Origin of the sequence: uncultured Pontibacter sp. (assembly GCF_947495565.1) — a bacterium.
In the GTDB taxonomy this organism is placed as follows: domain Bacteria; phylum Bacteroidota; class Bacteroidia; order Cytophagales; family Hymenobacteraceae; genus Pontibacter.
Genome location: NZ_CANLZM010000001.1, coordinates 31,661 through 57,960 on the forward strand (window position 1 = coordinate 31,661; position 26,300 = coordinate 57,960).

Consider the following 26,300-nt stretch of genomic DNA (forward strand, 5'->3'; position numbering starts at 1 on the left):
CCATGCAAGACACGCTTACAAAAGACAAGCAAACCGTAGCCAACACCCAGGCCGCAACCATGAAAGCAGCCGTCATATCGGCACCTAAAAGTATAACTGTACAGCAAGCCACCTTGCCCGAGCCAAAAGCCGGGCAGGTGCGCATCCGGCTGCAGGGCTGCGGCCTTTGCGCCTCCAACATTCCTGTATGGGAAGGGCGCGAATGGTTTAACTACCCCGTCGAAGCCGGGAACCCGGGCCATGAGGGCTGGGGAATAGTTGATGCGCTGGGTGAGGGTGTGGCAGAATTGCAAATCGGTGATCGGGTGGCTGCCCTGTCTTACAACGCTTATGCGGAATATGATTTAGCTGATGCCGACAAGGTGGTAAAGCTGCCGGAGAGCCTTGCGGGTAAGCCGTTTCCGGGGGAGCCACTGGGCTGCGCCATGAATATCTTTAAGAGAAGCGACATACAGGCGGGGCAGACAGTGGCCATACTGGGCATCGGTTTCCTGGGGGCGCTGCTGGTGCAGCTAGCTAAACATGCTGGTGCCAAGGTTATTGCCGTATCGCAGCGGGAGTTCTCTTTGGAGGTGGCGAAAGAGTGCGGCGCAGATGAGATCATTAAAATGGATGATCATTATAAAATTATAGAAAAAGTTAAGGAACTAACAAACGGAAACTTCTGTGAGCGCGTAATAGAGTGCACCGGAAAGGAGTGGCCGCTCAACCTGGCAGGCGAACTAACTGCAGAGCGCGGTAGGCTGATCATTGCCGGCTTCCATCAGGACGGGATGCGTCAGGTAAATATCCAACTTTGGAACTGGCGTGGCCTAGATGTCATCAATGCGCATGAGCGCGATCCAAAAGAATACATGAATGGTATAAAAGCCGCAGTAGAGGCTGTAGAGAATGGCAGCATGAACCCCGATAAGCTCTACACGCACAGCTATACTTTAGATAACATTGCTAATGCATTTGATAACCTTACAAACCGCCCCGACGGTTTTGTGAAAGCCCTGATAACCTTCTGAATATGACGGAAACTATACTTGACAAAGCGGAAGCTTTTTCAGCATCTTCTTCTAAATCCTCCGGTGCAAAACCTAAACTTGGCTTTTTGGGTGTGGGATGGATCGGCCGCAACCGGATGGAGGTAATTGCAAAGCATAAGGCCGCAGAGGTTGTTTACATTTCTGATACAGCAATACAAAACGCTGAAGAAGCCTTAAAAAGCGCTCCCGAAGCAAAGCAGGTTTCTTCGCTGGAGGCAATGCTGCACCAGCCCGGAGTAGACGGTATAGTGATCGCTACGCCAAGCGCTTTTCATGCCGAACAGAGTTCGCTGGCACTAGAGGCTGGCAAAACAGTATTTTGCCAAAAGCCTTTGGGCCGAAACGTGGAGGAGACAAAGCGTGTGGTAGAGGCCGCCCGCAATAACAACAAACTTTTGGGAGTAGACCTGTCGTACCGCTACACCAAAGCCATGAAGGAAGTATATAAGGTAGTGCAGAGCGGGGAGTTAGGGCAGATTTACGCCATTGAGCTGGTGTTCCACAATGCCTATGGCCCAGACAAAGCCTGGTTTTATGAGCCAAAGCTATCGGGTGGCGGCTGCGTAATAGACCTGGGCGTGCACCTGGTAGACCTTGCGCTGTGGAGTATGAATTTTCCGAAAGTAAAGAAAGTACAAAGCCACCTTTACGCTAAAGGTAAACCTATAAGTATGGCTGAGGGCAAGGTAGAGGACTATGCATCGGCCAATATTGAGCTGGAGGGCAATACCCACATGCAGTTAAGCTGCTCCTGGAATCTGCCAGCCGGTCAGGAGGCTATTATCAGCGCCACTTTCTACGGCATAAACGGTGGTATTGCCTTCAAAAACATAAACGGATCTTTTTACGACTTTGTGGCAGAACGCTACTACGGCACCAAAACCGAGCAGCTTTGCACCCCTCCCGACGATTGGATGGGACGTGCCGGTGTGGCCTGGGCAGAGCGCGTGGCCAACGGAGAAGGCTTTAGCGAAGAGGCCGAAGAGTTTGTGAAAGTAGCAGAGGTATTAGATAAAATTTACGGAAGATAAGAATTATGGAAGCACATCATCCCTCAAAGATTTTGATGACTGCAGATACCGTTGGCGGTGTCTGGACGTACGCGTTGGAGCTGATCAGAGGACTGGCACCTTTTAAAACGCAGGTGGCACTGGCCACCATGGGCGGGCCACTTTCTGAGGAGCAGCGGAGGCAGGCCAGCGACATCGACAACCTGACCCTTTACGAAAGTGAGTATAAACTGGAGTGGATGGAGAACCCGTGGGAGGATGTAAAGCAGGCCGGACAGTGGCTGCTGAAGCTTAAAGACGAGGTACAGCCCGACCTGGTGCATCTGAACAGCATGGTGCACGGCGCCCTGGATTTCGGGGTGCCTACTGTGGTGGTGGTACACTCTTGCGTTATGTCTTGGTGGAAAGCCGTGAAAGATGAGGACGCTCCTAAGGAATGGGACAAGTACAGAGACATGGTAACCAGAGGGCTGCAAAACGCAAGCATGGTTATCGCTCCCACACAAGCCATGCTGCACCAGGCAGAGGCGCTGTACGGCCCGTTCCAGAACAGCTCGGTTATATACAATGGCCGTGGGCAGCACACATTCCAGTTTGGTAAAAAAGAGCCTTTTGTGTTTAGCATGGGCCGCGTATGGGATGAAGCCAAAAACATATCAACGCTTGCGCACATTGCCTCCGATCTGCAGTGGCCTGTCTACATCGCCGGCGATGCCCGGCACCCTGCCACCGGCAAGGAGGTGCAGCTGGAAAATGTGCATTTCCTGGGCCAGCTTACTGAAAAGGAAGTATCAGACTGGTTGTCCAGGGCATCTATCTATGCCTTGCCAGCCAAGTATGAGCCATTCGGTTTAACGGTTTTGGAAGCGGCTATGTCGGGTTGCGCACTGGTTGTGGGCAAAACAGACAGCCAGGCCGAAATTTGGGGTAATGCCGCCAAGTACGTAAACCCAAATGATGCTGATGAGCTGCGCGATACGATCAATCATCTTATCGAGGATGAGTTTGGCCGCAATATTATGGCCTGCCGTGCCGTAAAACGCTCTCATGGCTACACCGCCGACCCAATGGGCCAGGACTATGACCACGTTTACCGGCAGTTGCTAAAGCAGCCGGTCACAGTTTAGTTTGATTGCTGATTGTTAGTTGCTGGTTGTTCTCCTGATAGAACGATGAAACAGCTTAACATTCAGCAATCAGCATTTCCGGCATTGTTGCGTGTTTTCACCAACAACTTGCATGGCTGTAAGAAGAAGCAGCTACAATTAAATTTTGCAGCGTTTGTTGGTTATAGGCATACAACGGCAGAGGCTATAAACTCGCGCAACTCTATCAACTCAGAACTAACAACCACATGAACATCACCCTTTTTTACCACTCCATACTTTCTGACTGGAACCACGGCAACGCGCATTTTCTGCGGGGCATTGTGCGGGAGCTGGAGGAGCGGGGGCACCAGGTGAAGGTATATGAACCCGAAAACGGCTGGAGCCTGCAGAACCTGATCGAGGGGTACGGCAAAGACAAGCTGAACGAGTTACAGGAATACTATCCGGGCATCAGCACAAACTTTTATACTTTAGAAAGTATAAATCTGGATGAAGTGCTCGCAGACACGGACCTGGTGCTGGTGCACGAATGGAGCGAGCATGAGCTGGTAAAGCGTATCGGGGAGCATCGCGCCAACCGAGGCAAGTATAAACTCCTGTTCCACGATACGCACCACCGGGCCGTAACAGAGCGTGAAAGTATGGCCAAGTATGATTTGTCGCATTACGACGGCGTACTGGCTTTCGGTCAGAAAATCCGTGACTTATACTTGCAAGAAGGCTGGACCAAACAAGCCTGGACCTGGCACGAAGCCGCCGACACATCCGTTTTTTACCCGCATGAGCGCACTGCTTTTGACGGTGACCTGATTTGGATTGGCAACTGGGGCGATGAGGAGCGCACCGCTGAACTGCATGAGTTCCTGATTAACCCGGTAAAAGAGCTGGGCCTGAAAGCTAAAATCTACGGTGTCCGGTATCCGGAGCATGCTAGAAAAGCGCTGGCAGATGCCGGCATCGAATATGGCGGCTGGCTGCCCAATTACAAGGCTGCTGAGGAGTTTGCCAAGTATAAAGTTACGGTGCACGTGCCGCGCCGACCTTATGTGGAGGCGCTGCCGGGTATTCCTACCATTCGTCCGTTTGAGGCAATGGCTTGCGGAATTCCGCTTATCTCCTCGCCCTGGAACGATGCCGAGAACCTGTTCTCGCCGGGAGAAGATTTTCTGGTGGCCCGCAACGGAGAGGAGATGAAGCAACACCTGCAAACCATCCTCAACCAAACTGACAAAGCCAAGGCAGTAGCCGCACGTGGTTTAGAGACCATCCGCAGCCGCCATACCTGTGCCCACCGTGTAAACGAGCTGGAGAAAGTATGTGAGGAGCTGGGTATAGCCGAATCAAAAATTTACCTCAACGCAAAAGAGAACATCCTGCATGAAGAATAATAAACTGAAGATTGCTTTCTTCGGCTCTAGCCTTGTTTCTGCCTACTGGAACGGTGCCGCCACTTACTACAGAGGTATCGTAAGAGCCTTGAGCGAGCGTGGCCACCACATCACCTTCTACGAACCCGATGCTTACGACCGCCAGCAGAACCGCGATATGGAAGACCCGGACTGGGCGAAAGTGGTGGTGTACGAGGCTACGGAAGAGGCGGTGCAAAACTGCTTGGAAGATGCCGCCGCAGCCGATATGGTAGTAAAAGCAAGCGGTGTGGGCGTGTTTGATGAGCTGTTGGAACTCGAGGTGCTGAAGCTGCAGACCGACGAGCGCCTGGTGGTGTTCTGGGATGTGGATGCCCCTGCTACCTTAGACCGTGTGCACAACAACCCAAATGACCAGTTCCTGCAGCTGATTCCGCAGTACGACATGGTGCTGACCTACGGTGGCGGCAATCCGGTAATGAATGCATACGAGGCGCTAGGCGCTAAAAATTGCGTGCCCATCTATAATGCCTTGGATACTGCCACGCACTTCCCAGTGGAACCTGACCCGCGCTTTGCCTGCGACCTAGCATTTCTGGGAAACCGCCTGCCCGACCGGGAGGTCCGCGTAGATGAGTTTTTCCTGAAGCCGGCGGCGCTTGAACTGAATAAGAAGTTTATAATAGGCGGCAGCGGCTGGGGCGATAAGCAGATGACAGACAATGTGCACTACGTTGGCCATGTCTACACCAAAGACCACAATGCCTTTAACTGCACTCCCAAAGCCGTGCTCAACATCAGCCGCGAAAGTATGGCACGTTACGGTTTTTCGCCGGCCACGCGCGTTTTTGAAGCTGCCGGAGCAGGTGCCTGCATTATTACCGATTATTGGGAGGGGATAGATTTCTTCTTTGAGCCCGGTACAGAAATATTGGTAGCAAAAGACGGAGCAGAAGTAGCCGAAATTATGGCTGATTTATCTCCGGAAAAAGCAAAAGCAATCGGAGAAGCTGCGTATAAGAAAGTACTTGCAGCGCATACATACCATCACCGCGCCGAGCAACTGGAAAAACTGCTGTACGCAAAAGTTAAACTATCAAACAAAGCATTGGCATGAATATCGTAATTCTGGGCTTATCCATCACCTCAAGCTGGGGCAACGGCCACGCCACCACCTTCAGAGGATTGGTAAGAGAGCTAAATAAACAAGGCCACTACGTCACATTTTTAGAGCGGGATGTACCCTGGTATGCCGGCAACCGCGATTTAGCCAAGCCTGATTACTGCCAGACAGAGCTGTATAAATCGCTGGACGACCTTAAAGCCCGCTTTACAGAAGATATACGCGAGGCAGACATCGTGATAGTGGGCTCCTATGTGCCGGAAGGTGTGCAGGTAGGGGAGTGGGTCATAAAAACCGCTCATGGCATTAAAGCTTTCTACGACATTGATACACCCGTAACACTGGCCAAACTGGAGCGTGAGGATTATGAGTACCTGCACCCTGACCTCATCCCGAAGTATGATTTATACTTATCTTTTACCGGAGGACCGACGCTAGACCTGTTGGAGCAGAAGTATGGCTCGCCAATGGCCCGCGCACTTTACTGTTCCTTCGATCCTGATTTATACTACCCGGAAATGATGGAGTGCAAGTGGGACTTAGGTTACCTAGGCACTTACTCCGATGACCGCCAACCGCCGCTGGACAATCTGATGCTGGAACCTGCCCGCCAATGGGCCGACGGAAGATTTGTAGTGGCCGGTCCGCAGTACCCGGCAAGTATAAAGTGGCCGAGAAACGTACAGCACATCCAGCACCTGCCACCAGCCGAGCATCGTGAATTTTATAACACGCAGCGCTTCACCATGAACATTACCCGCGCAGATATGGTGAAGGCGGGCTATGCGCCAAGCGTACGCCTTTTTGAGGCAGCGGCGTGCTGCACACCAATTATCTCAGATTATTGGGAAGGGCTGGAAACGATTTTTGAGCCGGAGAAGGAAATTCTGATAGCCAAAAACTCTAAAGATACCATTAAGTACCTGCGTGAGATTTGCCGCTCAGAACGCAAACTGATTGCCGAGCGAGCCCGCAGAAAAGTGATGGCAAACCACACAGCCGCCCATAGGGCGCAGGAACTGATCAGCTACGTGGAAGAACTGATGAGCCTGGAGAACCCGTTTGCAACTACGCAAATTGGCCAAGAAGTATAATTCCGCTCAGTTTAAAGTATAAAAGCTGCCGCCTTGGGTTTATACCTGGGGCGGCAGCTTTGCTTTTGTGTATCAATAGCTGCAGCACCTGCGTACGTTTCCTCATACAACAAGTACAATATTTATGACTGAGATAGAAGCGCTTGCACCCTGGTTCCACAACCTGCACCTGCCAAACGGAGATCAAACGGCACCAAATCATTTTCTGGGCGATTTCCCTAACTTTAAATGGCTGGAGATAGAGCCTTGTATTCCTGCTGACCTGACAGGCTGGGAGGTGCTGGACATTGGCTGCAACGCCGGCTTTTATAGTATAGAGTTGGCTAAACGCGGGGCAAATGTGCTTGGCATAGATGTAGACCCGCACTACCTGCGCCAGGCGGAGTGGGCGGCAAAACAGTATGGCTTAGAAGATAAAATCGAACTGCAGCAAATGCAGGTATACGATGTGGCTCGCCTCGACCGTGAATTTGACCTGATCTGGTACATGGGCGTGCTTTACCACCTGCGCTACCCGCTGCTCTCATTAGATATTCTTTCAAAAAAGTGCCGTGGGCAAATGGTATTCCAAACCCTGACTATGCCCGGAAATGAAGCAGCAGACACACCCGAGGACTTTGGCATAAACGACCGCAAGCGCATGCTGAAAGACAGCTGGCCCAAAATGGCTTTCATCGAGAAACGTATGGCCGGAGACATCACCAACTGGTGGGCGCCAAACCATGCTGCCATCGAGGCAATGATGCGTTCCTGCGGTTTGCGGGTGAAAGAGCGTCCGGGGCACGAACTCTACATCCTTGAAGCAGATCAAGAGCTAAAGCAGGCGCAGCAATGGAACGAATCAGAGTACCTCTCTGCCACCGGGCAAGACTGGCAGGAAGCTGTGCAGCGCAAAGTAGAGGGTAAAAACGATTATATGGTGCGGGAGCACAAGGAGGAGTAGTAGAACGTGATTCTGAACATTTACGTTACCCACCTACCTAATGGAGTGGCTTTTTTAAGCTGATTAAGTATAACTTGCAAGTATGTCTGAAAACAACAATACCCCACAGCCCTGGAAGATTCTGAAATCTGACATGGTAGTGGATGAAAAATGGTACAAGTTGCGCCGTGATGAAGTGGAGCTTCCGAACGGCCATGTGATGGATGATTACTATGTAAGCGTGCGCCCGAATGTGGTGCTGGTTTTTCCGGTAACAGAAGATGACCATGTTCTTTTTGTGCGCCAGTACAAGCATGCGGGCAGGGGTATTTTTATAGAACTGCCCGGCGGCGTAATTGATGACCACGAAGCTAAACCGCTGGAAGCCGCCCGCCGCGAGCTGCTAGAGGAGACTGGTTATACTTCAGAGCACATGGAGCCACTGCTGGAGGTAATCGACAACCCCACAAAAGACACAAATAAGATCTACTACTTCCTGGCCCGAAACGCACATAAAATAGCCGAACAAGACCTGGATGTAAGCGAGCACATCGAAGTGCTGGAAGTGCCATTAGCAGAAGTGGAGCAGCTGGTGCTAAGCGGACAAGTAAACGTATCCGGCTCCATAGCCCTCTGCCTGCTTGCTTTGCGGAAATTGGGGGTGTAGTCTTCTTTGAGAATAAGTAGGGGAATTTTGTAACACCTATTTCAGAAGAAGTATAAATTTCATTGCTACGGCTATTCAGGATAATCCCCCTGCCCCCTTCAAAGGGGAACTTGGATCTCGCTCCGTCAGCTGCATCATCCAACCACCCCTAACCCCTCAGAGCTACGCTCGCTAGTTTCGAACTCTCGTTCTCACTAGTCTAAGGCGGGGAATTCTGTAGAAGCTCCGCTAGCGGTGGCTATCGAATCTGATCCCAGTCTTTCCGTGGGGGTAGGGGCCCTCGACAAAGAGCGCCTATGGAGTTTTTCCGGTGACGAACGCAGTGAGGCAGCCCGAGGCACGAAAAGAGGGCCCCTACCCCCGGCAGGAAAAAGTCCCAGCGCGATGCGGGAAGACGAGGCCTCCCTTAAAGAGGGCCCCTACCCCCGCCTGGAGGGAGCCAAAGTATAAGATGAAACAAGCAGGTTATAAAGCCGTGGATCAGCAGCAGCTAGGAAGTATAGCTTGTTTCAATTCGTGATAAGCGACAGCTAAGAAGGTATAAAGCGCTCAAGCGATGGGAGCAGCTTTAAAAGTAAGGCTACTGCAAGTATGGTTTTTCAAGCCAGTTGAGTTGCAAACTCAACATCATTTTAAGACACGAGTTGCAAACTCGCGCCAGAAAAAACGAAAAGCTACAAATACCTATCCGCGCTATACTTTTGCAAACGGATTCTCCGGCTTTACTAGCAGCACCTTCTCCCGCTCCACCACAACAGAACCGGCAGGGGAGCCTTTGGGCTTACGCACCCATTTTTTAGGCGTGTAGATAACCGGGCACAGCGAGTCAGTTTTGCGCTTGCTGTAGTAGGCCGCCAGCTGCGCCGCTTTCTCCAGCACAGTATTGGGTATACTTTTACCAGCCTGGTATTTAATCACCACATGCGAGCCCGACACATCTTTGGCGTGTAGCCACATATCTTCTTTATAAGTATGGCGCTGCGTAAGCTCATCGTTGTTCTGAGAGTTTTTACCGACCAGAATCTTAAATCCCTCACTCTCAAAAACCCTAAACGGAATCTGCACCTGTTCTTGCTGCTTGCTGCCGAGCAGGTGGTTATACTCCCGCAGGTAAGCTTTCATTTGTTTGTAGTTCTCCACATCGGCCAGGTTTTGCAGCGCATCTTCCAGAACAATGAGTTCCTCCAGCTTACGCTCTACTTTCTCCTCCAGCTGCTTTACCTCCACGTGCTGGTTTTTGGCCTTGCGGTAAAGTCGCTCAGCAAACTTCTGCGGCGTTTCGTTCTGCTTCAGCTTATAGGTTCGGGTCTGATCCGTGTAAAAATCATATAGCTCAACCTCGGTGCTGCGTGGCGGTATATTGGTGAGATTAGCCATAATCACATCAGCGGTTTGGGAGTATGAACGGTCGTGGCGCAGCTCCTGCAGCTTCTGTTCGCTTTGGTCCATTACCGTTTTGGTAACATGACGCTTGCGCTCCAGCTGCTGTTTTGCCTGCTCATACTGGCGCTCAAAACCAGTCTCAGATAAGTATAGGCGGGTAAAGTGATCGGCAGCCTCCATAGGGCCCGCATACGTATAAAGCACCTCGCCGAGTGGCAGGAGCGAGAGGCGTAGCTTACCCTTTAAACGGATAATGTAGTATAATTCAGGTGATTCAAGTACATCCAGCATACTTTGCACCAGCTCCCACTTCTCTTCCAACGCAGCCTGGCTATAACCGCGTTCTTCTAAGTATAAAACTGGTACCTCCCCGAAAGTAGGATAAATTTTGCGCAGGTTGCCGCTGGCAGTCTCAAAAGCGGAGAAGTTCTGCAGCAGCGGGCGGTCCATTTGTAGCGGGCTCAGTTCGGCATCAGCAGAGAATTTGTTCTGGAACAGTTCTAGCGCCTCGTTATCCTTGAAAAGTATAATATTAGAGCGGTTGCCGAAAAGCTTAAAGAGCAGCAGGTAACCTCCGGAAAGTATAAAATAGAAGCTGCGCTCGTTTTGGTGCTGCACCACATCCTCCACCGTCTGCCCCTGCAGCTCCTGCATCAGTTCTACGCTGTTGGCGCGGGCCCTTCTAAACTCAGTGGGGAAGGAGAGTGAAGTAAACTGAGAGCCCAGTTGTGCTCGTATGTACAGCTCTTCTGTATCACGGGCGAAGCCAATCACCAGCTCATCTTTATTTTGGCTGAAACCCGTAACTACCTGCATACCTACCAGTTTAAGCTTGAGTGCCTGAGACAGTTGCCGTAAAAAGTAGTAGTTAAGATGCATTTTTTGGGATGATAGACTAGATAACGAAAGATATAGGACGTTTCATGACATACGTATCAAGCAGCACGATCATTATCAAATCAAAATTATAAAGTATGGATGTCTGATACGTGCGTCGTGCTGCCGGTTATACTTCAAGCTGCAGGCCGTCGTAGCCAAGCCGGATAAAATCGGGTAGCTGCAGCTCTACTTCACGGTGCAGGCCCATTAAATGACTGATGTGGGTCAGGTATGCCTGTTCCGGCTGCAGGTCCTCTAGCAGTGCAACAGCCTCTTTCAGAGAGAAATGCGAGATGTGGTGCTCGTGCCGCAGTGCGTTTAGCACGATAATCTTAGAGCCGCGCACTTTCTCCTTTTCCTCTTCCGAGATATAATTGGCATCTGTAATGTAAGTGAAGTCGCCGATGCGGAAGCCGAGCACGGGCAGTTTGTAGTGCATCACCCTGATCGGGGTAAAAGGTACGCCCACTACCTCAAAAGGCTCTTCGGTAATGGTGTGCAGCTCCACCTGCGGTATGCCGGGATACTTGAAATCAGCAAAAATGTAGGCAAATTCCCGTTTCAGCTGCTCCAGCACACGTTCCTCAGCGTATAAGGGCATGTCTTTGTGCTGTGAGAAATTATAGGCGCGGATATCATCTAAACCAGCAGTGTGGTCTTTATGCTCGTGCGTAAACACCAGGGCATCAAGGTTTTTGATGCGCTCCCGCAGCACCTGCTGCCGGAAATCAGGCCCCGAGTCGATGATAATGCTTTTGCCATCGACCTGCAGGTGCACCGATACGCGCAGGCGCTGATCACGGTAGTCTACAGAACGGCAAACCTCGCAGGAGCACCCAATAACTGGTACGCCCTGCGAGGTGCCCGTGCCTAATAATGTTACTTTCAATTGGCGTTAACTTCGTTTCGGATTTCCAGGTAAAGCTGCCTGGTCTTATCGCTCAGGCGGCTTTCATCCACAGAAATGGTGCGAAGGATATCGTAAAGGCAGTTAATTTTACCTTCAAGGCTGTAGTATTTATTTACAACAGCCACTTTCATATCTTTTAGCAAGCAGTAGCCGGCTTTAAAATTTCCTTTTTCGTAGCGCAGCACAAAATCCGACTCTGCAAAAATATCCTCCAGCTTGTTTAAAAATGGCCGCGTGTACTTAAGCTGCATTTACTTTATAGTATACTTTTTTACTGTTTCAACCAGCATGTCAAAATCCAGCGGCTTAGGCAGGTAATCGTTAATGCCTACGGCTTTAAAATCATCCATGCTGTAGTTGTTGGCATTGCCGGTTACCGCAATAATCGGAATGTTAGCAATCTCAGGGTCTTTGCTAGCACGTATCTCCTTGGTGCAGTCCATGCCGTTTTTCACGGGGATGTTCAGGTCCATCAGGATCGCATCGATCTTGCCGGCCTCTACCTGCTTAAGAACCTCGCCTCCGTTCTTGGCTGTCAGAATCTTGTAGTTCTGCAGTTCCAGGATCTTCTTAGTTAGGTTCAGGATAACGGAGCTATCCTCAGCGATCAAAATAGTCTTGCTTTCTGCCATTGTCTAACTGAATAATATGTCCTTGTAAGTTTTTTTATAGTTTTCGTACTGCGTCTGTAACCTGGAGAAGTTTTGCTCAACCTGCTCCAGATTATCATTTTTAATGTCGTGTTCTAGAACTTTGGCAAGTTCTGCCAGCGGATTAATGCCCAGCGTGAAGCCGGTTCCTTTAAGTTGATGCAATGTACTTAAAATACCTTTGTAATGTTGTACATCAAGTTCTTTTTTGGCTTCCTCAATCAATCCAGCGGCCTCTTCCTCAAACTCTGTATATAATTGCTTGATAAAATCCTCTCCACCTATCTCCTTTAGCTGCGCCACCACGTTTAAATCTATAATTGGATCCTGCGTCTCCGGTTCGGCTTCGGCCACAGCCTCATCTCCGGCCGGTTTCCAGGAGTTTTTTTCCCACTTAGATATCATGGTATGCAGGTCAGAGCTCTTCACAGGTTTCGACACATAGTCGTCCATACCCTGGTTCATGAACTTTTCAGCGTCATCCTTCATGGAGTAGGCTGTCATGGCAACGATAGGAGGGCAGGCGGTGCCTAGTTTCTCCTTAATATGTTTTGTAGCCGTAACGCCGTCCATCTCCGGCATCTGGATATCCATAAATATAATGTCATACTTGTTGTGGATGGCGTGGTCAATGGCTTCGTAGCCGTTCGAGGCAATATCGGTAATGCAGCCCAGGCGCTCCAACTGCTTCTGCGCAACTTTCTGGTTTATCTGGTTATCGTCTACCAACAGCACGTGCGGTGTAAACTGCAGTGTGCCCAATTCTTTTGGCTGCTGCTGGCGCTGCTTCTGCTCCTCCACCTCCGTGGCTGTAGCTACACGCACTTTAATGGTAAACCAGAACACGCTGCCCTCGCCCGGCTTTGACTCTACACCGATATCGCCGCCCAGCAGTTGAGAGAGCTGCTTGGATATGGCCAGCCCAAGACCTGTGCCGCCAAAGGTTTTCGTGGAGGAGTTGTCGAGCTGCGTAAAATCGGTGAACAGTAGCTGCTGGTCTTCCTGAGAGATACCGATTCCGGAGTCTTTTACCCGTACTTGTAGCCTGTAATAATCCCTGGTAAGCTGGTTGGCGGCAACATTTATACTTACATCGCCGGCATTGGTAAACTTGATGGCGTTGGAGGTGAGGTTTGATAGCACCTGCAGCAGCCTTGTTTCGTCGGTTACGACGTGGCGCGGCACATCCGGCTCTATGGTATAGGTAAAGTTGAGGTCTTTTTGCTGCGCCCGGTTAGCAAACAGCGAGTGTATTTTGATTAAGGTCTCGTGCAGGTCTACGCCGCTTTCGTGTATTACCAGCTTGCCAGCCTGTATTTTGCTCAGGTCCAGAATATCGTTAAGTATGGCCAGTAGCGCATCCGAAGATTTGCGTAGCGTATCGATATACTCGCTCTGCTCTGGATCAGTGTTTATCTGGCTCATCAGGTCTATCATACCGATAATGCCGTTCATAGGCGTGCGCAGCTCATGACTCATGTTAGCCAGAAACTGAGTTTTCACCTTCAGTAGCGTTTCTGCTTCCTCTTTTGCGCTCAGCAAAGCCACTTGCGTACGCTTGAGTTCTGAAACGTCTCGGGCTACGCCCTCCAGCGCCACCGGCTCTCCTTGGTCGTTGTACACTAACCTGGCATCGAGTATAACGGTTTTATGGCTTCTGTCTTTGCAGACCATCTCCACTTCAATGTCGCGCACGCTCTGCACCTCCAGCACCAGGTCTCTGATTTGTTTCTGATATTCCGGTACAGTATAAAATCTTGCAGCATTGCTGCCCAACACTTCCTGCTCCTCGTACCCAAGCAACTGCGTAATGGAAGGGCTGACAATAAGCAGAATACCATTAAGGTTAGTGCGGTAATACACGTCCTGAAACGATTCGAAAATGTTTCTGAATTTCTCCTCGTTTTCGGCCAATGCCAGCTGAGACCTTTTTTTGTCTGTTATATCCAGGGCTATACCAGATATTTCATCAAAGGTGCCGTCTACCAGGTAAATCGGGTTCAGGTACACTTCGCGCCAGCTTTCAGGGTAGTTCAGGTGGATTTCGAAGTGCTGCGGATGCCCCGCAAAGGCTTGTTTATACTTGTCCTCCCAAAAGGCATAGCTGCTTTCATGAATCATGGACTCGTCGTTCATGTGCATGTGCTGCTTTAGAGGGTTACCGCTACGGTCCTCAAAAGCCTGGGCAAAATTCCGGTTAAAAGAGGTAAGCTCATAGTTGCGGTTAAGCGACCACATGTGATGCGTACCCGACTCAAAAATCGCGTTAAGGCGCGCGTTCTGGGTGTTTATCTGCTCCTCATTCCGCTTACGCTCAATGGCCAGTGCTACCTGGTTCGATATAAAGTGCAGAATCTCAATATCAGTGCTGACGTAGGCTTCTGGGTTCTGGTAATCCTGCAGGGTGATAACTCCGATAATGCGGTCGCCGATGGCTAACGGTGAGCAAAGTATAACTTCCGGTATAGCTCCGTGTATACTCAGGTTCTCGCGGTTAGATAGCTCAAGCAGTTCCTGCTTCTGCATGTACAGCGGCTTACCTGTTTCTATAATATACTCAGACAAGCCCATTGAGAAGGGGCGCTTTACCTGTGGCTTAGCGGATTTATCTACAAACTGATCTACCAGGTACACAAAGTTCAGGTAGTTACGCTCATTATCGCACAGGGCAATAAAGATGTTGCGTGTCTCTATAATCTTGCTCAGCTCGCGGTGAATGGCCGAGTAAAGCGAGTTAAGGTCTTTGCTGCTGATGGCTAGGTTGGCGATGCTATAGTATACTTTCTGAAGCCGCTCCGCTTTTATACGGTCCGTGATGTCGTGCAGAATGGCGCGGGTAGCCACAGGCCGGCCGTCTTGCCAGCTGCAGGTTATACTTCCGATCAGGTGCACCGGCTTGCCGGCTTTAGTCAGGAACACCGTTTCGATCTTGTTCACATTCTCGCCCTTGTACAGGTTGCGCAGCTGGTAAATCAGCTTGGCCTTGTAATAAGGGTGCACAATATCATTCAGTGTCAGCGACTCAATATCCTGGTCCGTGTAACCGAGGCGGTCTTTCCAGGCTTTGTTTACGAAGATGAACTTGTTATCAACCGAGATATTCTGGATAAGGTCGTGTGCATTGTCGAAGAGGTCCTGCAGGCGTATCTTGTTGTCCTTCAGGGCCTCCATGGCGATGCGCTTGTCCGTCATGTCTTTGCCTACGCTGGTGACGCCGGTTACAAGGCCCTCAGAGTTATACTCGAACATGGAGTTCCAGCGGATGGTTTTCAGCTGCCCTGACTTTGTAACCACGTCGCGCTCATAGTATGAGCTAAGCTGCTTTAGCTCTAAAGATTTTTTAAAATCCTGCAGACGCTGCGCGCGCTCCTGCTTGGGTACAAGTAGGTCATGAAAGCTCTGCCCGATCAGCTCTTCTTCCGTGTATTCTACATACTTCAAGAAATAGTCGTTGGCAAAGGCAATCTTTCCTTCCGTGTCGAGGCTGTAGTAAATCAGGTTTACTTTGTCCAGGAAGGTGCGGAACTGGTTCATGGACTCATGGAGCACCTCCTCGCGCCGTCTTGTTTTTTGTGCGAGTTTGCGCTGGGTGATATCACGCTTAAATACCTGAATGTATTTCTCTCCATCCAGTGTAAGCAAGTTTACTGTGAGCTCGGCATCAAACGGGGTGCCATCCTTACGTATGTTTTTCCATTCAAACGTAACCGATCGGCCTGTTTCCAGCACTTCGCGCATGATGCGTTCTGTCTTGTCCACTGAACGCTCTCCGTCCGGCTGAAACTCTGGGGAGTAGTCTATCGGCGATTTACCGATCAGATCCTCGCGGGTACAGCGGAAAAATTCAATGGCCTTGTCGTTGCACTCTATTATGACGCCATCTTTAAACAAAAGTATGGCGTCATAAGAAGCCTCAAACAGCAGTTTATACTTGTCTTCAGTATTCATGAGCTGCTGCTGCAGCCGGTGGCGGTCTATGTAATTACCAATGGCAGTGCCGATAAAGTCAAGCAGCGATATGAATGACTGTGTCATGCGGGGTTCGCTGTTTGGCCAGATCAGAATGAGTGCCAGTATTTTTTTATTTGTGGTGATAGGGACGATGGTGAGCGACCGGAGCAGTTGTTTTTGCAGCTGCTTTTGCAGGCTAGCCACGGCATGGCGCTTGTTTTCAGTGTGCAGGTGCTGCAGGTGTATGGGGTCCAGGCTCAGCTCATCCGGCAGCATCGGTGCGCCGACTTCCCCGGCAGAGTAAGACAGCTTGGCCAGGTTATCAAGAGAGTGTAAAGTATAAACACAGCCGCCTTTTACATCGCTTTTCTCCAAAAGCTCGTCCAGCGTGTTGTGCAGAATATCGTTCTGGCTGTCGGAAGACGAAAGGTTGGTGATAAGCTGATTTACAAACTCCAGCTGGTGGTTTCGGAAACGTACATCCTGCTCGGTCTCGATCAACTCGTTCAGGTTTTTTACCGAGCCATAGAGAATTTCTTCTGACTTGAATTTTCCTTTCTGCAGCGTAATCTCAACGGGCAGCAGTTCGTGGTTTTCTTCGTGCAGCCACCATTCAAATTTTTGTTTGCTTTCCTGCAGCGCCTTCTTCAGCTGCCCTTTTAAAGCTACCCGCTCAAAGAGGTTAAGCTTAAAAGCCCTGAAAATAGACCTGCCGGCCAGCTGCTCTTTTGTTTGCCTCACCAGCTTGAGGGCGGACTGGTTAATGTCTATAAACAAGCCGTCACAATCGAGCAGAAACATTGGCTCCGAGTTTTCCTCGAACACATCGTGGTAGCTGTCGCCGTCGTAAGGTAGCAATGCGGTGGTTTGCCCCACGTTTGCCAGCTCTACGCACACCAGGGTTTCATCCTGATAGTGCACCATGCGGCAACTATAGCTATAAGAGCTGCAGTGCTCATCCTCATCCACATCCACAAGCCCAGTGAGTTTTCGCTTTTGCTGTAGCTTTAACATCAGGGCAGTGAATTTATCCTGAGAGACACCCAAGAGGCTACGCAGGCTGCGGGTAGTACTAAAATCGGAATCTGAGGTTTTATAGTTGCTGGTCTGCGCATTGGCGGCTAACACCAATCCGTTTGGCAAGGCCACAACCACACCGTGGTCAGGCTTTGCAAGTTGCACCAGCACCTGCAGTAAGCCAGAGGCAGATTGTACTGTTTTCTCGTCAGGTTGCCGATATTGAGTATGAGGCATGATGGTATCCTATAAGTATAAAAGTATGCGGTTTGCAAAGAGCGGATCCGCATGTTATGCTAATTTCTTAATAAAGCGATAATTTAGCAAAAAATTGCTTTGCAGGCTATCGTACAACCTAAGTATAACCAATTTAAGCTCAGGATTGTGCATTGTGTTATACGCTACGCCAACTATTTTGCCGTAATATGCGGAGCAGTAGTTTTTTGAAGTTCAGAACGATTTATGGAAAGTATAACAAAGCAGAAGCAGCTGGTGGTGGTGGTAGGGCCGACGGCTGTAGGTAAGACAGACCTGTGCGTGCAGTTGGCCAAACATTACGGCACAGAGATCATATCGGCAGACTCACGCCAGTTTTTCAGGGAGATGAACATTGGTACGGCAAAGCCAATCCCCGAGGAGCAGCAAGGCGTGCCTCACCATTTTGTGGACTCCCATAGTATAACCGAAGCGTATAGCGCGGGAGCTTTTGAGCAGGATGTGCTGCTGTTGCTGGAGCAGTTGTTTCAGCAGCACGACGTGGTGATTATGACCGGTGGTTCCGGGCTTTACGTGCGGGCGGTGCTGGAGGGGATGGATGAGATGCCTGAAACTGACCCGCAGGTGCGGGAGGCGCTAACTAAACAGTACGAACAGGAAGGACTGCAGCCACTGCTGGACAACCTGCAAAACCTGGACCCTTTATACTTTGAGCAAGTAGACAAAGCCAACCCGCAACGGGTGGTGCGTGCACTGGAAGTATGCCTGAGCAGCGGAAAACCGTACTCTTCCTTCCGAATAAGCGAAAAGCAGGAGCGCCCGTTCAACATCATTAAAATAGCTCTGAACCGAGACCGCAGCGAACTCTACAGCCGCATAGACCAACGCATGGACCTGATGCTGGCGCAGGGGCTGCTGGAAGAAGCTAAAAGCCTGTACCCGTACCGCGAGCACAATGCACTGCAAACTGTAGGCTACAAAGAGATATATGATTACCTGGAGGGCAAGTATGACTGGGAGGAAGCCGTGCGTCTGCTCAAGCGCAACAGCCGCCGGTACGCAAAGCGCCAGCTTACCTGGTTTAATAAAAATCCGGAAGAGTATGCCTGGTTCAGCCCGGTGCAGTGGCAGGAGCTTGTAGCGCACATAGAGAAAAGTATGGCTGAGAAAGCCTGAGGTCTCTAACTATAAAAGCTGCCATGCTGTAAACTACACTTTAGAACGGATACCCGATACCAATGTTGAGCACCATACCATAGTCGCCGCTGAAGCTGCCGTTAAATTTGTCCAGCACAAAACGCTCTCCTTTTGGTAAGTAAGGCACACGCACCGGTATACCTAAATCCAGGCGGATCACGAAGAACTCAATATCGATGCGCAATCCAAATCCAGTACCTACAGCCAACTCATTCAGAAAATCGCTTGCCTCGAATTTTGCGCCGGGTTTGTTTAGGGAACCGTCTTCTTTAAAAGTATCGCGCAGCAGCCAGATATTACCTGCATCCGTAAATACAGCTCCTTTAAAGAACCCGAAAATAGGGAAACGGTATTCTAGGTTGGTTTCCAGTCTGATGTCACCGGTTTGGTCAAAAAACGAGAAAGTTTCTGATGTGGACGGTTCGTAACTGCCGGGGCCAATGCTTCTGGCCCGGAATGCCCGAATACTGTTAGGCCCCCCAATAGAGAACTGCTTTACATAGGGCATGGTAGACGAGTTGCCGTAAGAGTACCCTACGCCGGTAGCCAGTCGCCAGACCAGTTGGCTCTCTTTCCCCAGGTTCAGGTAGTGCCTGAAATCGTTATCCAGCAAAACATATTGCGCATATCTGTCTCCGAACAAGGTGCGCGGATCATCATCTGTCGGAGTGTGGGCTCCTGCTAACGATTGAATGCCGCTAACCAGATTGCCGGAAACGTCCAGTGTTACTTTGTCAAAAATGTTGCTGGTCCGGTCTTTATGCATTTGGGTACTGTAGGTGAGCTGGTATATAGACCCAACAATAAACTGACTTTCAAAACTGCTTTGTAGAAAAGGGTTGTCCTCCAGAAAATCCGCGAAGAACCTTGTGCTATCCACAAGCCTTACATACTGCAGGTTTATAGGAGTTACATCAAAAGTAAGTTCTTCCTTCGGCCGCCAGGTATAGCCATAAGAGGCGTTGTAAGAGTTCATTCTGTAATAGCCGGAGCGGCTCAGGAAGTTAAAGCCTAGGCCTATGCGGGTTTGCGGCACAAACTCGGTGCGGAGGTTACGCAGGTTAAATGGCGACACAATCCGCGGAATGGCAAGGTTTGCCTGTACTCCTAACTCGTAGGAGGTAAGGTTGGTGTTATCGGGCACCTCCACTTCCTCTGGGGCTGTGCCTGTGCCGCGCCCGCCCACCTGCGATTCGAAGCTGCCTGTCAGTTCCACGCTCAGTACTTCGGAGCCTTTAAAGGCGTTCCGGTTGCGGAAAGATACCTTAAGCCCTGGCCCCGCAAAATTGTTTGACTTACTGACCATCTGCGCCTCCGCCCGCAACGATTTCTTTAGAGCAGGGGTGAGGTAGACAAAGGCGTCCAGTTTCCCGGTATTGGCAGTGTCTCGTTCATAGTCTATGTTTACAAACTTATAAGCCGAGAGTCCCGAAAGGCGCTTGATGGTGAGCAAGTGGTCTTCTCGGGTGTACAAACTATCCTGCTCCAGAAAAACACCGTCCAGCAGGTGCCGCGCCCGCACATAATTCTCATTCGGGATGTAGTGGTAGCCTCTAAAGTCGATGGTGTCGTTTGTGGAGAGGCTGTCGCCGATAGAGTAATTGGCGAAAATAAAGATGTCATCTAAATCGTATGGCTGCAGCGCCTGCGCCGAGGCTGCATTCTTAACGCGCATCAGCACATCTGCCTGCCTATTGCCCACAGTGGTATCAACGCTGAATATCAGCAAATCAGGGCTGAAGTAGTAGTAGCCTTTGTTCTTGAGAGCGCCGTCAATCCGGATGCGCTCATCTGTCATCTTACTTAAATCATAAGGTTCGCCGGGCTGCAGCAGCGACTCTGGCTTTGTCTGCTCAATAGCCTGGTGCACCGGAAGCGAATCGTTTAAAGTATACTTGATGTTGCGCAAACGGTATGGCTCTCCTACACGAGCAGTCCAGTTGATGGTGGCTCTCTTCTTATTTACTTCTGTGGAGCTGGCTACGGTATTGTTAAAATAACCCCGGTTGTGCAGGCGGTTGCTCATAACCTGGCTTACGCTGCCAGTGTCTACTTCCGAGATAAGCACAGGCGGCTCTCCTAGCTTTGTCATGATCCAGTGGCTGAGACCTTTTTCCTTTTCAGTATAAAAGGCATTGTAGATGGCCAGTTTCGGGCGAAGGCCAAGTATGGATGCATTAGGCTCGGGACGTACAGTGGCGCTCAGCTCCGTCTCCATGTCGGCGCTTCGGTTGCTGCTGTCACTTTCGCCTTCAACTTTTACATTGTAACCGATAAAAAGGGCATCGTCTTCAGGCACAGTCTTGGTAACGCTGCACCCTGCCAAAAGCAGCAAGAACAGCAGTAGCGATAGGGTAGAGGCACTTCTAAGCCTTGCAAGTGGGTAACTTTTTAGCATATCCTGTTATTCTGTACCTTCTTCTTGTAGTTTTTCTTCTTCTTTAAGCTCCTTTTCCTCTTCTCTGAACTCGCGGGCAGCTTCTATCCTGCGTTCTTCTTCTCTTCTGCGCCTGCCTTCCAAATCGCGGAACAGGTCTGAAAAGTTATTATACTCTCGCACATAGATCAGCGATACGCCCGTAGCGCGTACATCACCGCCTTCTATAAAGCCTTCGTATTGGTTGCGCTGGAAACCGCGTACACGCAGGCGGCCGTCTTCTGTTAAAGAGTACTCCACTGAAATATCGCCGCCAAAGCCGCTCATGGTTTGGTTAGACTGGCTGCCGCCTTCTAAGCCTATATCTGTACCCACACGAACGGTAAGCCTGTCGTTGAGGAACTGCTGGCGCATGGCCACATTCAAGTCTGTGCGTCCCTCCGCAGAGCCAGACGAATAATCCTGGTAAGAATCCACGCCTAGCTCAAGCCCTAAGCCGCCGGCGTAGCGGTTTGTAAGCTGGTTGAGCTGGTCGGTCATTACCTGGCCCAAGCTGTTTCTGGCCGTAGACTCAAAGCCGCCTCCCGAGCTTGTGAGCGGGTCAGGAGCCATAAATCGGTTGAGCACCAGCAGCGAGAACACCTGTTTATTCAGTTCAGATTCGTCCTGGCGAAGGTTGCCTAAGCTTGAAACCACCATTGGCGGCACGCTGCCCTGCTCTTCTTCCGGTAAACGTATATCAAAGCTGATTTCAGGTGTCAGGATTTCGCCCCGCACAAAAACATACACCTGGAAAGGAACCTGATTTTGAAGATCGGGAGTTAGCGTACCTGCAGCCTGCGATGCTACCAGTTCCTGTGGTGCGGTCTCTACGTTATAGATGGCTGTAATATCCATGATAGCCTGTAGCGGATCTCCGGTCCAGTTGATGTAGCTGCCTTCTGCAATGTCCAGTTCGCGGGAAGCCAGGTCATAGAAGTCCATGCTATACTTGCCGTCTGAAACCGTAAAGCGTCCGCTCATGTTAATCTCGCCGCTAGGGCGCATGCCTATAAACAGCGGGTCTGCTGAGCCGCGTACAGTAAGCTGGTCGCCAGTAATTGGGTCAATAATAATAGTGATTGGTGTAGCGTCGGTTACGGTGATCTGCGCCTCAATATCAGCGCCAACAAAGCCAGTTACTTCTGTGGAGTCTTCTTGTTCTGCACGGATTACCCGGGTCATCTGCGGGTTCAAGTTAACAAACTCCACGATACCGTCGCGCTCAGCGGCCCCCACCTGGTCGGCAGGAATAACGGTTGTGAACTCAGAGCCGTCCAGTACGCGCGCATTTACTTTAATAGCCGGCTGCGCCATGTCTCCTGTTATGGAAGCATTAGCGTTAACATAAACTGTGCCGTAGAAAAGGCTGTTATCCTGCGCGGTGGAGTTAAGCGCCAGAAAACGCTCCGTGTCTACTTCCAGCCCAAACTCAAAATCTGTGTAAGTCTCAGTCAGGATGTTGCCGTTGATGACCATATCGTTGCCCAGAGAATCGGTGATGGTGAAGTTAGGGAAGCGGATGCCCTGCTCATTAAACTCCAGTTGCTCGTTCTGTAAGGTGAACAAGGAGCCCAGCATGGTAATGTTAAATTGCGCCTGATTAAAGTTGAGCTGCCCCTGAATGTTCGGTTGCTCCAAGGTGCCGGCAATGCGTAGATCGCCGGTGGCGCTGCCATCTAATTGGGTTACCATACCTGCCATAAAACCTTCCAGAGAAGCCATGTTCAGGTTATTGATGTTAGCATTCAGGTTCAGGAGCGTAGCGTTAGGCTGTGGTTCCATAAAACCGTTTATCACTACCTGGTTGCTGTTGCCGGTTAAGCGGGCATCAATATTGTAACGGTTGTTGGTGCCGCTGCTGGCTTGCAAGGCTAAATTGCCTACGGGCACACCTTCGTATGCAAAATCCGATATAGTTAGGTCCGACGTGAAAGCCAGGTTATCAGTCATGATGTTGCGCACTGTGGCAGTGCCGTTTATAGTACCGGCTATCAAGCTATCCTGCGGCTCCTGAATGGTGCGCATCAGGTAGCCGATATCAACGTTTTCAAAATTGGCGGTTAGCGGCGCGTTCGGGGCAACAGGGCCTGTGCTGTTAAGTATGATGGCCTGGTTGCCGTACGCTAACCGGATGTTGTTGGCATAAAGAAGGTTTGTGTCGAACTGCAGGTAATTATCCTGCGGCACATCCCAGTCATCTCCGTTAATAACTAACTGATCCGGGTTTAAGGAGAAGCGGTAGCCGCGGTTCATACTATTTAAAACTCCTCCCAAAACCAGACGCTCGTCTTGCTGGGTGCTGTCTCCGGCAATAGTTAAACGCACTGCCAGTTCATTGTCACGTGCGGCGCCGTCAATCCGGATGTTATCAGCGGTTAAGGACGGCGAAAGCAGTTTCTGCAGGTTAAGGTCATAAGCCAATTGGTTTCTGTCGCCGCGCACTGCCAGGTCTATATTATGCAAAGTATAATCCGTGTAAACAATCTTGCTGATGCGGCCATTTAGTGCCAGTTGCTGGTTATCGCCGTTATAAGTAGCTGTGATGGGGGTAGCTGGCTGTAGCTGTTCCAGACCTGGCACAAAAGAGGTGATCAGGCCTGTCTGCTTCAGATCAATGGTGGCGGTGAAATCGTCCAGGCTTAAGTTTGCAGGGAAAGGCGGGTCTGGCTGCAGGTCCAGGTAATTGGAGAAGTGCTTCTGCAAGGCAGTGGGCAGCGTCGCCAGTGAGTTCCGGAACCTCATATCTGCATCTACTACGTCAGACTGTACCATAATTTCTGCTGTCTCGCCACGTTGGGCCAGTGTCATTAACAAAGAGTCCACGGGGTAAGTAGTGCCGTTGTGCTGCACCTTTAGCTCTTGTGCCGCCAAACGACCGCTCAGCGTGCTGGCATCAGCGCCTGTAAAGTCTCCTTGTAGTTGCCCACGTACAGCCATTGGCTCCGGATAGAGGTTAAGGGCCTGTAAATCGGCTTTGGCCAGGTCCAGGTTAAAAGTATAAGCTGGCTGGGTTGTGTCGCGGAGGTTAAATTTACCCACAAGGTCAAAGGCCAGGTTCTGATCTTTGGCAGTGGCCTCTACTGTGTACAGGTTGCGGTTTACGTTGGCATTAAGCCTGATGTCGTTGTAAGTATAATTGTTATAGTCAAAGACTTTTAAGTTAGCTGTTACATCGGCCTGCATGGTTTCTGGGGTAAGGCCGGTGCCGCGCGCCTCAGCCTCCAGTGCTATTTTGCCAAGCCCCAGGCTGTCTGTCATCAACTGGTTCAGGTCGAAGCCGCCGCTGCGCACGGTAGCCGTAAAGCTTTCGTTCGCGCCCATATCTACTTTAGCCACCATATTACCAAAAGAGGTGCGCAGGTCAGCATTTGCATCGAAGGCGGCGAGGGTACCTTGGTAATTACCCGTCATGCTCATTTGCGAAGGCAGCCTGAAATTTGGGGGAATAGTGCCTGCCGGTACCAGCGCCTGCACATCGGTGCGGGTGGTGGCAAAGCGGTCAATGTCCAGGTCCATGTATAAATTATCCGGATCCATGGCGTTGCGCACAGTTCCACTTACATCAACCTGTGTGTTGCTCAAGCCCGACAGTTGCAGCGTTTGGATACGCAGGTTATCAAGCTGTCCCTCGGCCCTGGCTGTAACCCTGATGTTGGAATTGGCTATACTTCTAAAAGATGGGTTTTCAGCCATATCCGGCATAAAATACAGTACATCCTGCATGCCGATGTAGCTGTTGCTGATATCCACATCTAAGCCTACCTGCTCCGGGTTTTCGGCGATGGCTTCCAAAGAGGGGTATGTCATTGCCAATTGGTTTTGCAGATGGCTGTGCCCGGTTTTCAGATCCAGGTTGGTGAGGCTGGCGCTGGTAGAATCTACTACGATCTGCCCTTCGAAATTCTGTATGGCAAATCCGCTCTGCTCCTGTAGGGTCAGTTGGTTTAGGTTTACCTCCGATCGGTTAAGGCTATACTTTATGTCCTCGGCATCCAGCACAATATCCTTGAAATTAAGGTGATTGTAGTCCATGCCGCGCGGCTGCTTTGGCGTGTTAAAGTTGTCGAAAGCCACGTTCAGGCCGGTTACATCGATTTCTCCGAGCGTAAGTACCCAATCCACAGTCTGGCCGTTTGCCTGCTCCACCGATTCATCAAGCTCTTCTGCGGTTCTGGCTGGGTTCACGGCCAGCGAGTCTGTCGGTTTATACTTTTCCTGTATATACTTGAGGTCTGTGTGGTGCAGATCAAAGGTGCTGAGTTCTATGCGTGCGTTTTTCAGGTCTATGTGATCGGCTACCAACTCAGACTCCCCGAGCGCCAGCTCAATCTGCTGCTCAGCAGGCCGGCTCAGGTACTTTACCCGGAGGTTTTCGAGCGCTACCCGGTTCAGGCCGAAATCCATTTCCAGCGGCTCATAAGCAGAAGTATCGGGAGGAGGGAGCTTTGTTTGCTCGTAATCAACCCAAGTGTTAGCCAGCCTGATTTCATCCACCATATAACGCTGCTCTTCCAGGTTCAACTCTTCCATGGTTGTGGTGAGGTCGCCGACACGGGTACGTATAAAGTTTCCGCCTGCCTCATCCTGAAACACCACATACACATTTTCGAGGTTAACGGTGCCGAGCGTAATCTGCATGGCAGAAGAAGCGGTGTCGGCGGGTTGCGCTGCGGCGGTGTCCGTGGCAAAGGCCTCTGTAATAAAATCGAAATTCGTGGTGCTGTCTTCCCGGATGTGTAGCTTCAGTGTGGCGTTGTCAAGGTCTACTTTGCTGATATTTATCTCGCCTTTTATCAGGGAAAGTATGGCCATATCTACGCCCAGTCGCTCAGAGTACCAAAGCGTATCCTGCTGCTGGTCTTCTACATACACCTCCTTCAGCACGAGGGCGTTACGCCAGTCGGTGGTAAAGCCGCCTATGTTTACCTCTGTGCCAAGTGTGTTCTGAAGGTAGTTCTCTCCCTGCCTGGCCAGGTAGTTCTGCACCCCCTGAAACTGCAGCGCGATGATAATAAGTATAAGCAGGCCAACTATAATGGCGAGTGGCCAAAGGATGACCTTTAGGGCGATTTTGGCTATATGTTTGGCAGAGGCGATAGTTGCTGGGTTTAAGTTTGTGCTTTGCTTTACGGAAAATGATATGCAAGGATAGGCTATAAAGAATATTTGTACCGACCAAAACTGTTTAAAGCAGGTTTTGACAGCCGTTTGGTACTGATAAAATATACATACAGCATATTCGCGCTTCTGGATTAAAAGTTGCAACAAATAAAAAAGCACCCTGAACTAAGTAGTTTATACTCAGCCCAGGGTGCTTCTATGCTTTATAACGCGCTTGCGGTCTCAGTTCCG

General features: G+C 50.4%; 17 protein-coding genes. 9 read left to right on the forward strand and 8 right to left on the reverse strand.

Going from position 1 to position 26,300, the window contains the following annotated elements; all coding sequences use genetic code 11:
• Window positions 1-2 precede the first annotated feature (2 nt).
• The 6 genes from Q1B04_RS00145 (at window position 3) to Q1B04_RS00170 (ending at window position 6,737) form a co-directional block, all read left to right on the forward strand.
• Window positions 3-1,013 carry a zinc-binding dehydrogenase gene (locus tag Q1B04_RS00145; protein ID WP_299754158.1) on the forward strand — a complete coding sequence of 337 codons (1,011 nt, stop codon included), beginning with the start codon at window positions 3-5 and terminating at the stop codon, window positions 1,011-1,013.
• A gap of 2 nt (window positions 1,014-1,015) precedes the next feature.
• The gene (locus Q1B04_RS00150; RefSeq protein WP_299754160.1) at window positions 1,016-2,065 is read left to right on the forward strand and encodes a Gfo/Idh/MocA family oxidoreductase; all 1,050 of its coding nucleotides are present in this window, start codon (window positions 1,016-1,018) and stop codon (window positions 2,063-2,065) included.
• Between the two features lie 35 nt (window positions 2,066-2,100).
• Window positions 2,101-3,171: a glycosyltransferase gene (locus Q1B04_RS00155; RefSeq protein ID WP_299754162.1), complete on the forward strand. Its 1,071-nt coding sequence runs from the start codon at window positions 2,101-2,103 to the stop codon at window positions 3,169-3,171.
• 227 nt (window positions 3,172-3,398) lie between these two features.
• Window positions 3,399-4,541, forward strand: a complete 1,143-nt coding sequence (locus tag Q1B04_RS00160) for a glycosyltransferase (protein ID WP_299754164.1) — start codon at window positions 3,399-3,401, stop codon at window positions 4,539-4,541.
• Window positions 4,531-5,637, forward strand: coding sequence for a glycosyltransferase (locus tag Q1B04_RS00165; protein WP_299754166.1), 1,107 nt, complete (start codon window positions 4,531-4,533; stop codon window positions 5,635-5,637). Before Q1B04_RS00160 ends, Q1B04_RS00165 begins: the two co-directional genes overlap by 11 nt.
• A complete protein-coding gene (locus Q1B04_RS00170) occupies window positions 5,634-6,737 on the forward strand; it encodes a glycosyltransferase (protein WP_299754168.1) in 1,104 nt (367 codons plus the stop codon). The genes Q1B04_RS00165 and Q1B04_RS00170 overlap by 4 nt, the downstream gene beginning before the upstream one ends.
• Here the strand turns inward: Q1B04_RS00170 and Q1B04_RS00175 are convergent.
• The gene (locus Q1B04_RS00175; RefSeq protein WP_299754170.1) at window positions 6,712-6,843 is read right to left on the reverse strand and encodes a hypothetical protein; all 132 of its coding nucleotides are present in this window, start codon (window positions 6,841-6,843) and stop codon (window positions 6,712-6,714) included. The genes Q1B04_RS00170 and Q1B04_RS00175 overlap by 26 nt on opposite strands.
• 18 nt (window positions 6,844-6,861) lie before the next feature.
• Here Q1B04_RS00175 and Q1B04_RS00180 point away from each other — a divergent pair, with 18 nt between their 5' ends.
• Together Q1B04_RS00180 and Q1B04_RS00185 are read left to right on the forward strand one after the other, a co-directional pair.
• The gene (locus Q1B04_RS00180; protein ID WP_299754172.1) at window positions 6,862-7,680 is read left to right on the forward strand and encodes a TIGR04290 family methyltransferase; all 819 of its coding nucleotides are present in this window, start codon (window positions 6,862-6,864) and stop codon (window positions 7,678-7,680) included.
• An 82-nt stretch (window positions 7,681-7,762) separates the two neighbouring features.
• Window positions 7,763-8,326, forward strand: a complete 564-nt coding sequence (locus Q1B04_RS00185; protein WP_299754174.1) for an NUDIX hydrolase — start codon at window positions 7,763-7,765, stop codon at window positions 8,324-8,326.
• Window positions 8,327-9,019: 693 nt separating this feature from the next.
• On the opposite strand, the gene Q1B04_RS00190 is transcribed toward Q1B04_RS00185, so the two are convergent.
• The 5 genes from Q1B04_RS00190 to Q1B04_RS00210 all read right to left on the reverse strand — a co-directional run bounded on the left by Q1B04_RS00190 (window position 9,020) and on the right by Q1B04_RS00210 (window position 17,353).
• Entirely contained in the window at window positions 9,020-10,525 is a 1,506-nt protein-coding gene (locus Q1B04_RS00190) for an NFACT RNA binding domain-containing protein (protein WP_299754176.1), read from the reverse strand.
• Between the two features lie 190 nt (window positions 10,526-10,715).
• Entirely contained in the window at window positions 10,716-11,477 is a 762-nt protein-coding gene (locus Q1B04_RS00195; protein ID WP_299754178.1) for an MBL fold metallo-hydrolase, read from the reverse strand.
• A complete protein-coding gene (locus Q1B04_RS00200; RefSeq protein WP_299754180.1) occupies window positions 11,474-11,749 on the reverse strand; it encodes a hypothetical protein in 276 nt (91 codons plus the stop codon). The genes Q1B04_RS00195 and Q1B04_RS00200 overlap by 4 nt, the downstream gene beginning before the upstream one ends.
• Entirely contained in the window at window positions 11,750-12,130 is a 381-nt protein-coding gene (locus tag Q1B04_RS00205) for a response regulator (protein WP_299754182.1), read from the reverse strand.
• Between the two features lie 3 nt (window positions 12,131-12,133).
• Window positions 12,134-17,353 carry a PAS domain S-box protein gene (locus Q1B04_RS00210; RefSeq protein ID WP_299754184.1) on the reverse strand — a complete coding sequence of 1,740 codons (5,220 nt, stop codon included), beginning with the start codon at window positions 17,351-17,353 and terminating at the stop codon, window positions 12,134-12,136.
• Window positions 17,354-17,578: 225 nt separating this feature from the next.
• On the opposite strand from Q1B04_RS00210, the gene miaA reads away from it, so the two are divergent.
• A complete protein-coding gene (miaA, locus tag Q1B04_RS00215) occupies window positions 17,579-18,508 on the forward strand; it encodes a tRNA (adenosine(37)-N6)-dimethylallyltransferase MiaA (protein WP_299754186.1) in 930 nt (309 codons plus the stop codon).
• Window positions 18,509-18,548: 40 nt separating this feature from the next.
• Here miaA and Q1B04_RS00220 read toward each other — a convergent pair whose 3' ends face one another.
• Window positions 18,549-20,927 carry a BamA/TamA family outer membrane protein gene (locus tag Q1B04_RS00220; protein WP_299754188.1) on the reverse strand — a complete coding sequence of 793 codons (2,379 nt, stop codon included), beginning with the start codon at window positions 20,925-20,927 and terminating at the stop codon, window positions 18,549-18,551.
• Window positions 20,928-20,933: 6 nt separating this feature from the next.
• The gene (locus Q1B04_RS00225) at window positions 20,934-26,216 is read right to left on the reverse strand and encodes a translocation/assembly module TamB domain-containing protein (protein ID WP_299754190.1); all 5,283 of its coding nucleotides are present in this window, start codon (window positions 26,214-26,216) and stop codon (window positions 20,934-20,936) included.
• Window positions 26,217-26,300: the final 84 nt, after the last annotated feature.

Coding starts and splice junctions, on each gene's coding strand:
- Q1B04_RS00200 (WP_299754180.1), bottom strand. CDS start 11,749: ATGCAGCTTAAGTACACGCGGCCATTTTTAAACAAGCTGGAGGATATT.
- Q1B04_RS00175 (WP_299754170.1), bottom strand. CDS start 6,843: ATGAGGAAACGTACGCAGGTGCTGCAGCTATTGATACACAAAAGCAAA.
- Q1B04_RS00160 (WP_299754164.1), top strand. CDS start 3,399: ATGAACATCACCCTTTTTTACCACTCCATACTTTCTGACTGGAACCAC.
- Q1B04_RS00190 (WP_299754176.1), bottom strand. CDS start 10,525: ATGCAGGTAGTTACGGGTTTCAGCCAAAATAAAGATGAGCTGGTGATT.
- Q1B04_RS00180 (WP_299754172.1), top strand. CDS start 6,862: ATGACTGAGATAGAAGCGCTTGCACCCTGGTTCCACAACCTGCACCTG.
- Q1B04_RS00185 (WP_299754174.1), top strand. CDS start 7,763: ATGTCTGAAAACAACAATACCCCACAGCCCTGGAAGATTCTGAAATCT.
- Q1B04_RS00205 (WP_299754182.1), bottom strand. CDS start 12,130: ATGGCAGAAAGCAAGACTATTTTGATCGCTGAGGATAGCTCCGTTATC.
- Q1B04_RS00220 (WP_299754188.1), bottom strand. CDS start 20,927: ATGCTAAAAAGTTACCCACTTGCAAGGCTTAGAAGTGCCTCTACCCTA.
- Q1B04_RS00210 (WP_299754184.1), bottom strand. CDS start 17,353: ATGCCTCATACTCAATATCGGCAACCTGACGAGAAAACAGTACAATCT.
- Q1B04_RS00150 (WP_299754160.1), top strand. CDS start 1,016: ATGACGGAAACTATACTTGACAAAGCGGAAGCTTTTTCAGCATCTTCT.
- Q1B04_RS00155 (WP_299754162.1), top strand. CDS start 2,101: ATGACTGCAGATACCGTTGGCGGTGTCTGGACGTACGCGTTGGAGCTG.
- Q1B04_RS00165 (WP_299754166.1), top strand. CDS start 4,531: ATGAAGAATAATAAACTGAAGATTGCTTTCTTCGGCTCTAGCCTTGTT.
- Q1B04_RS00145 (WP_299754158.1), top strand. CDS start 3: ATGCAAGACACGCTTACAAAAGACAAGCAAACCGTAGCCAACACCCAG.
- miaA (WP_299754186.1), top strand. CDS start 17,579: ATGGAAAGTATAACAAAGCAGAAGCAGCTGGTGGTGGTGGTAGGGCCG.
- Q1B04_RS00170 (WP_299754168.1), top strand. CDS start 5,634: ATGAATATCGTAATTCTGGGCTTATCCATCACCTCAAGCTGGGGCAAC.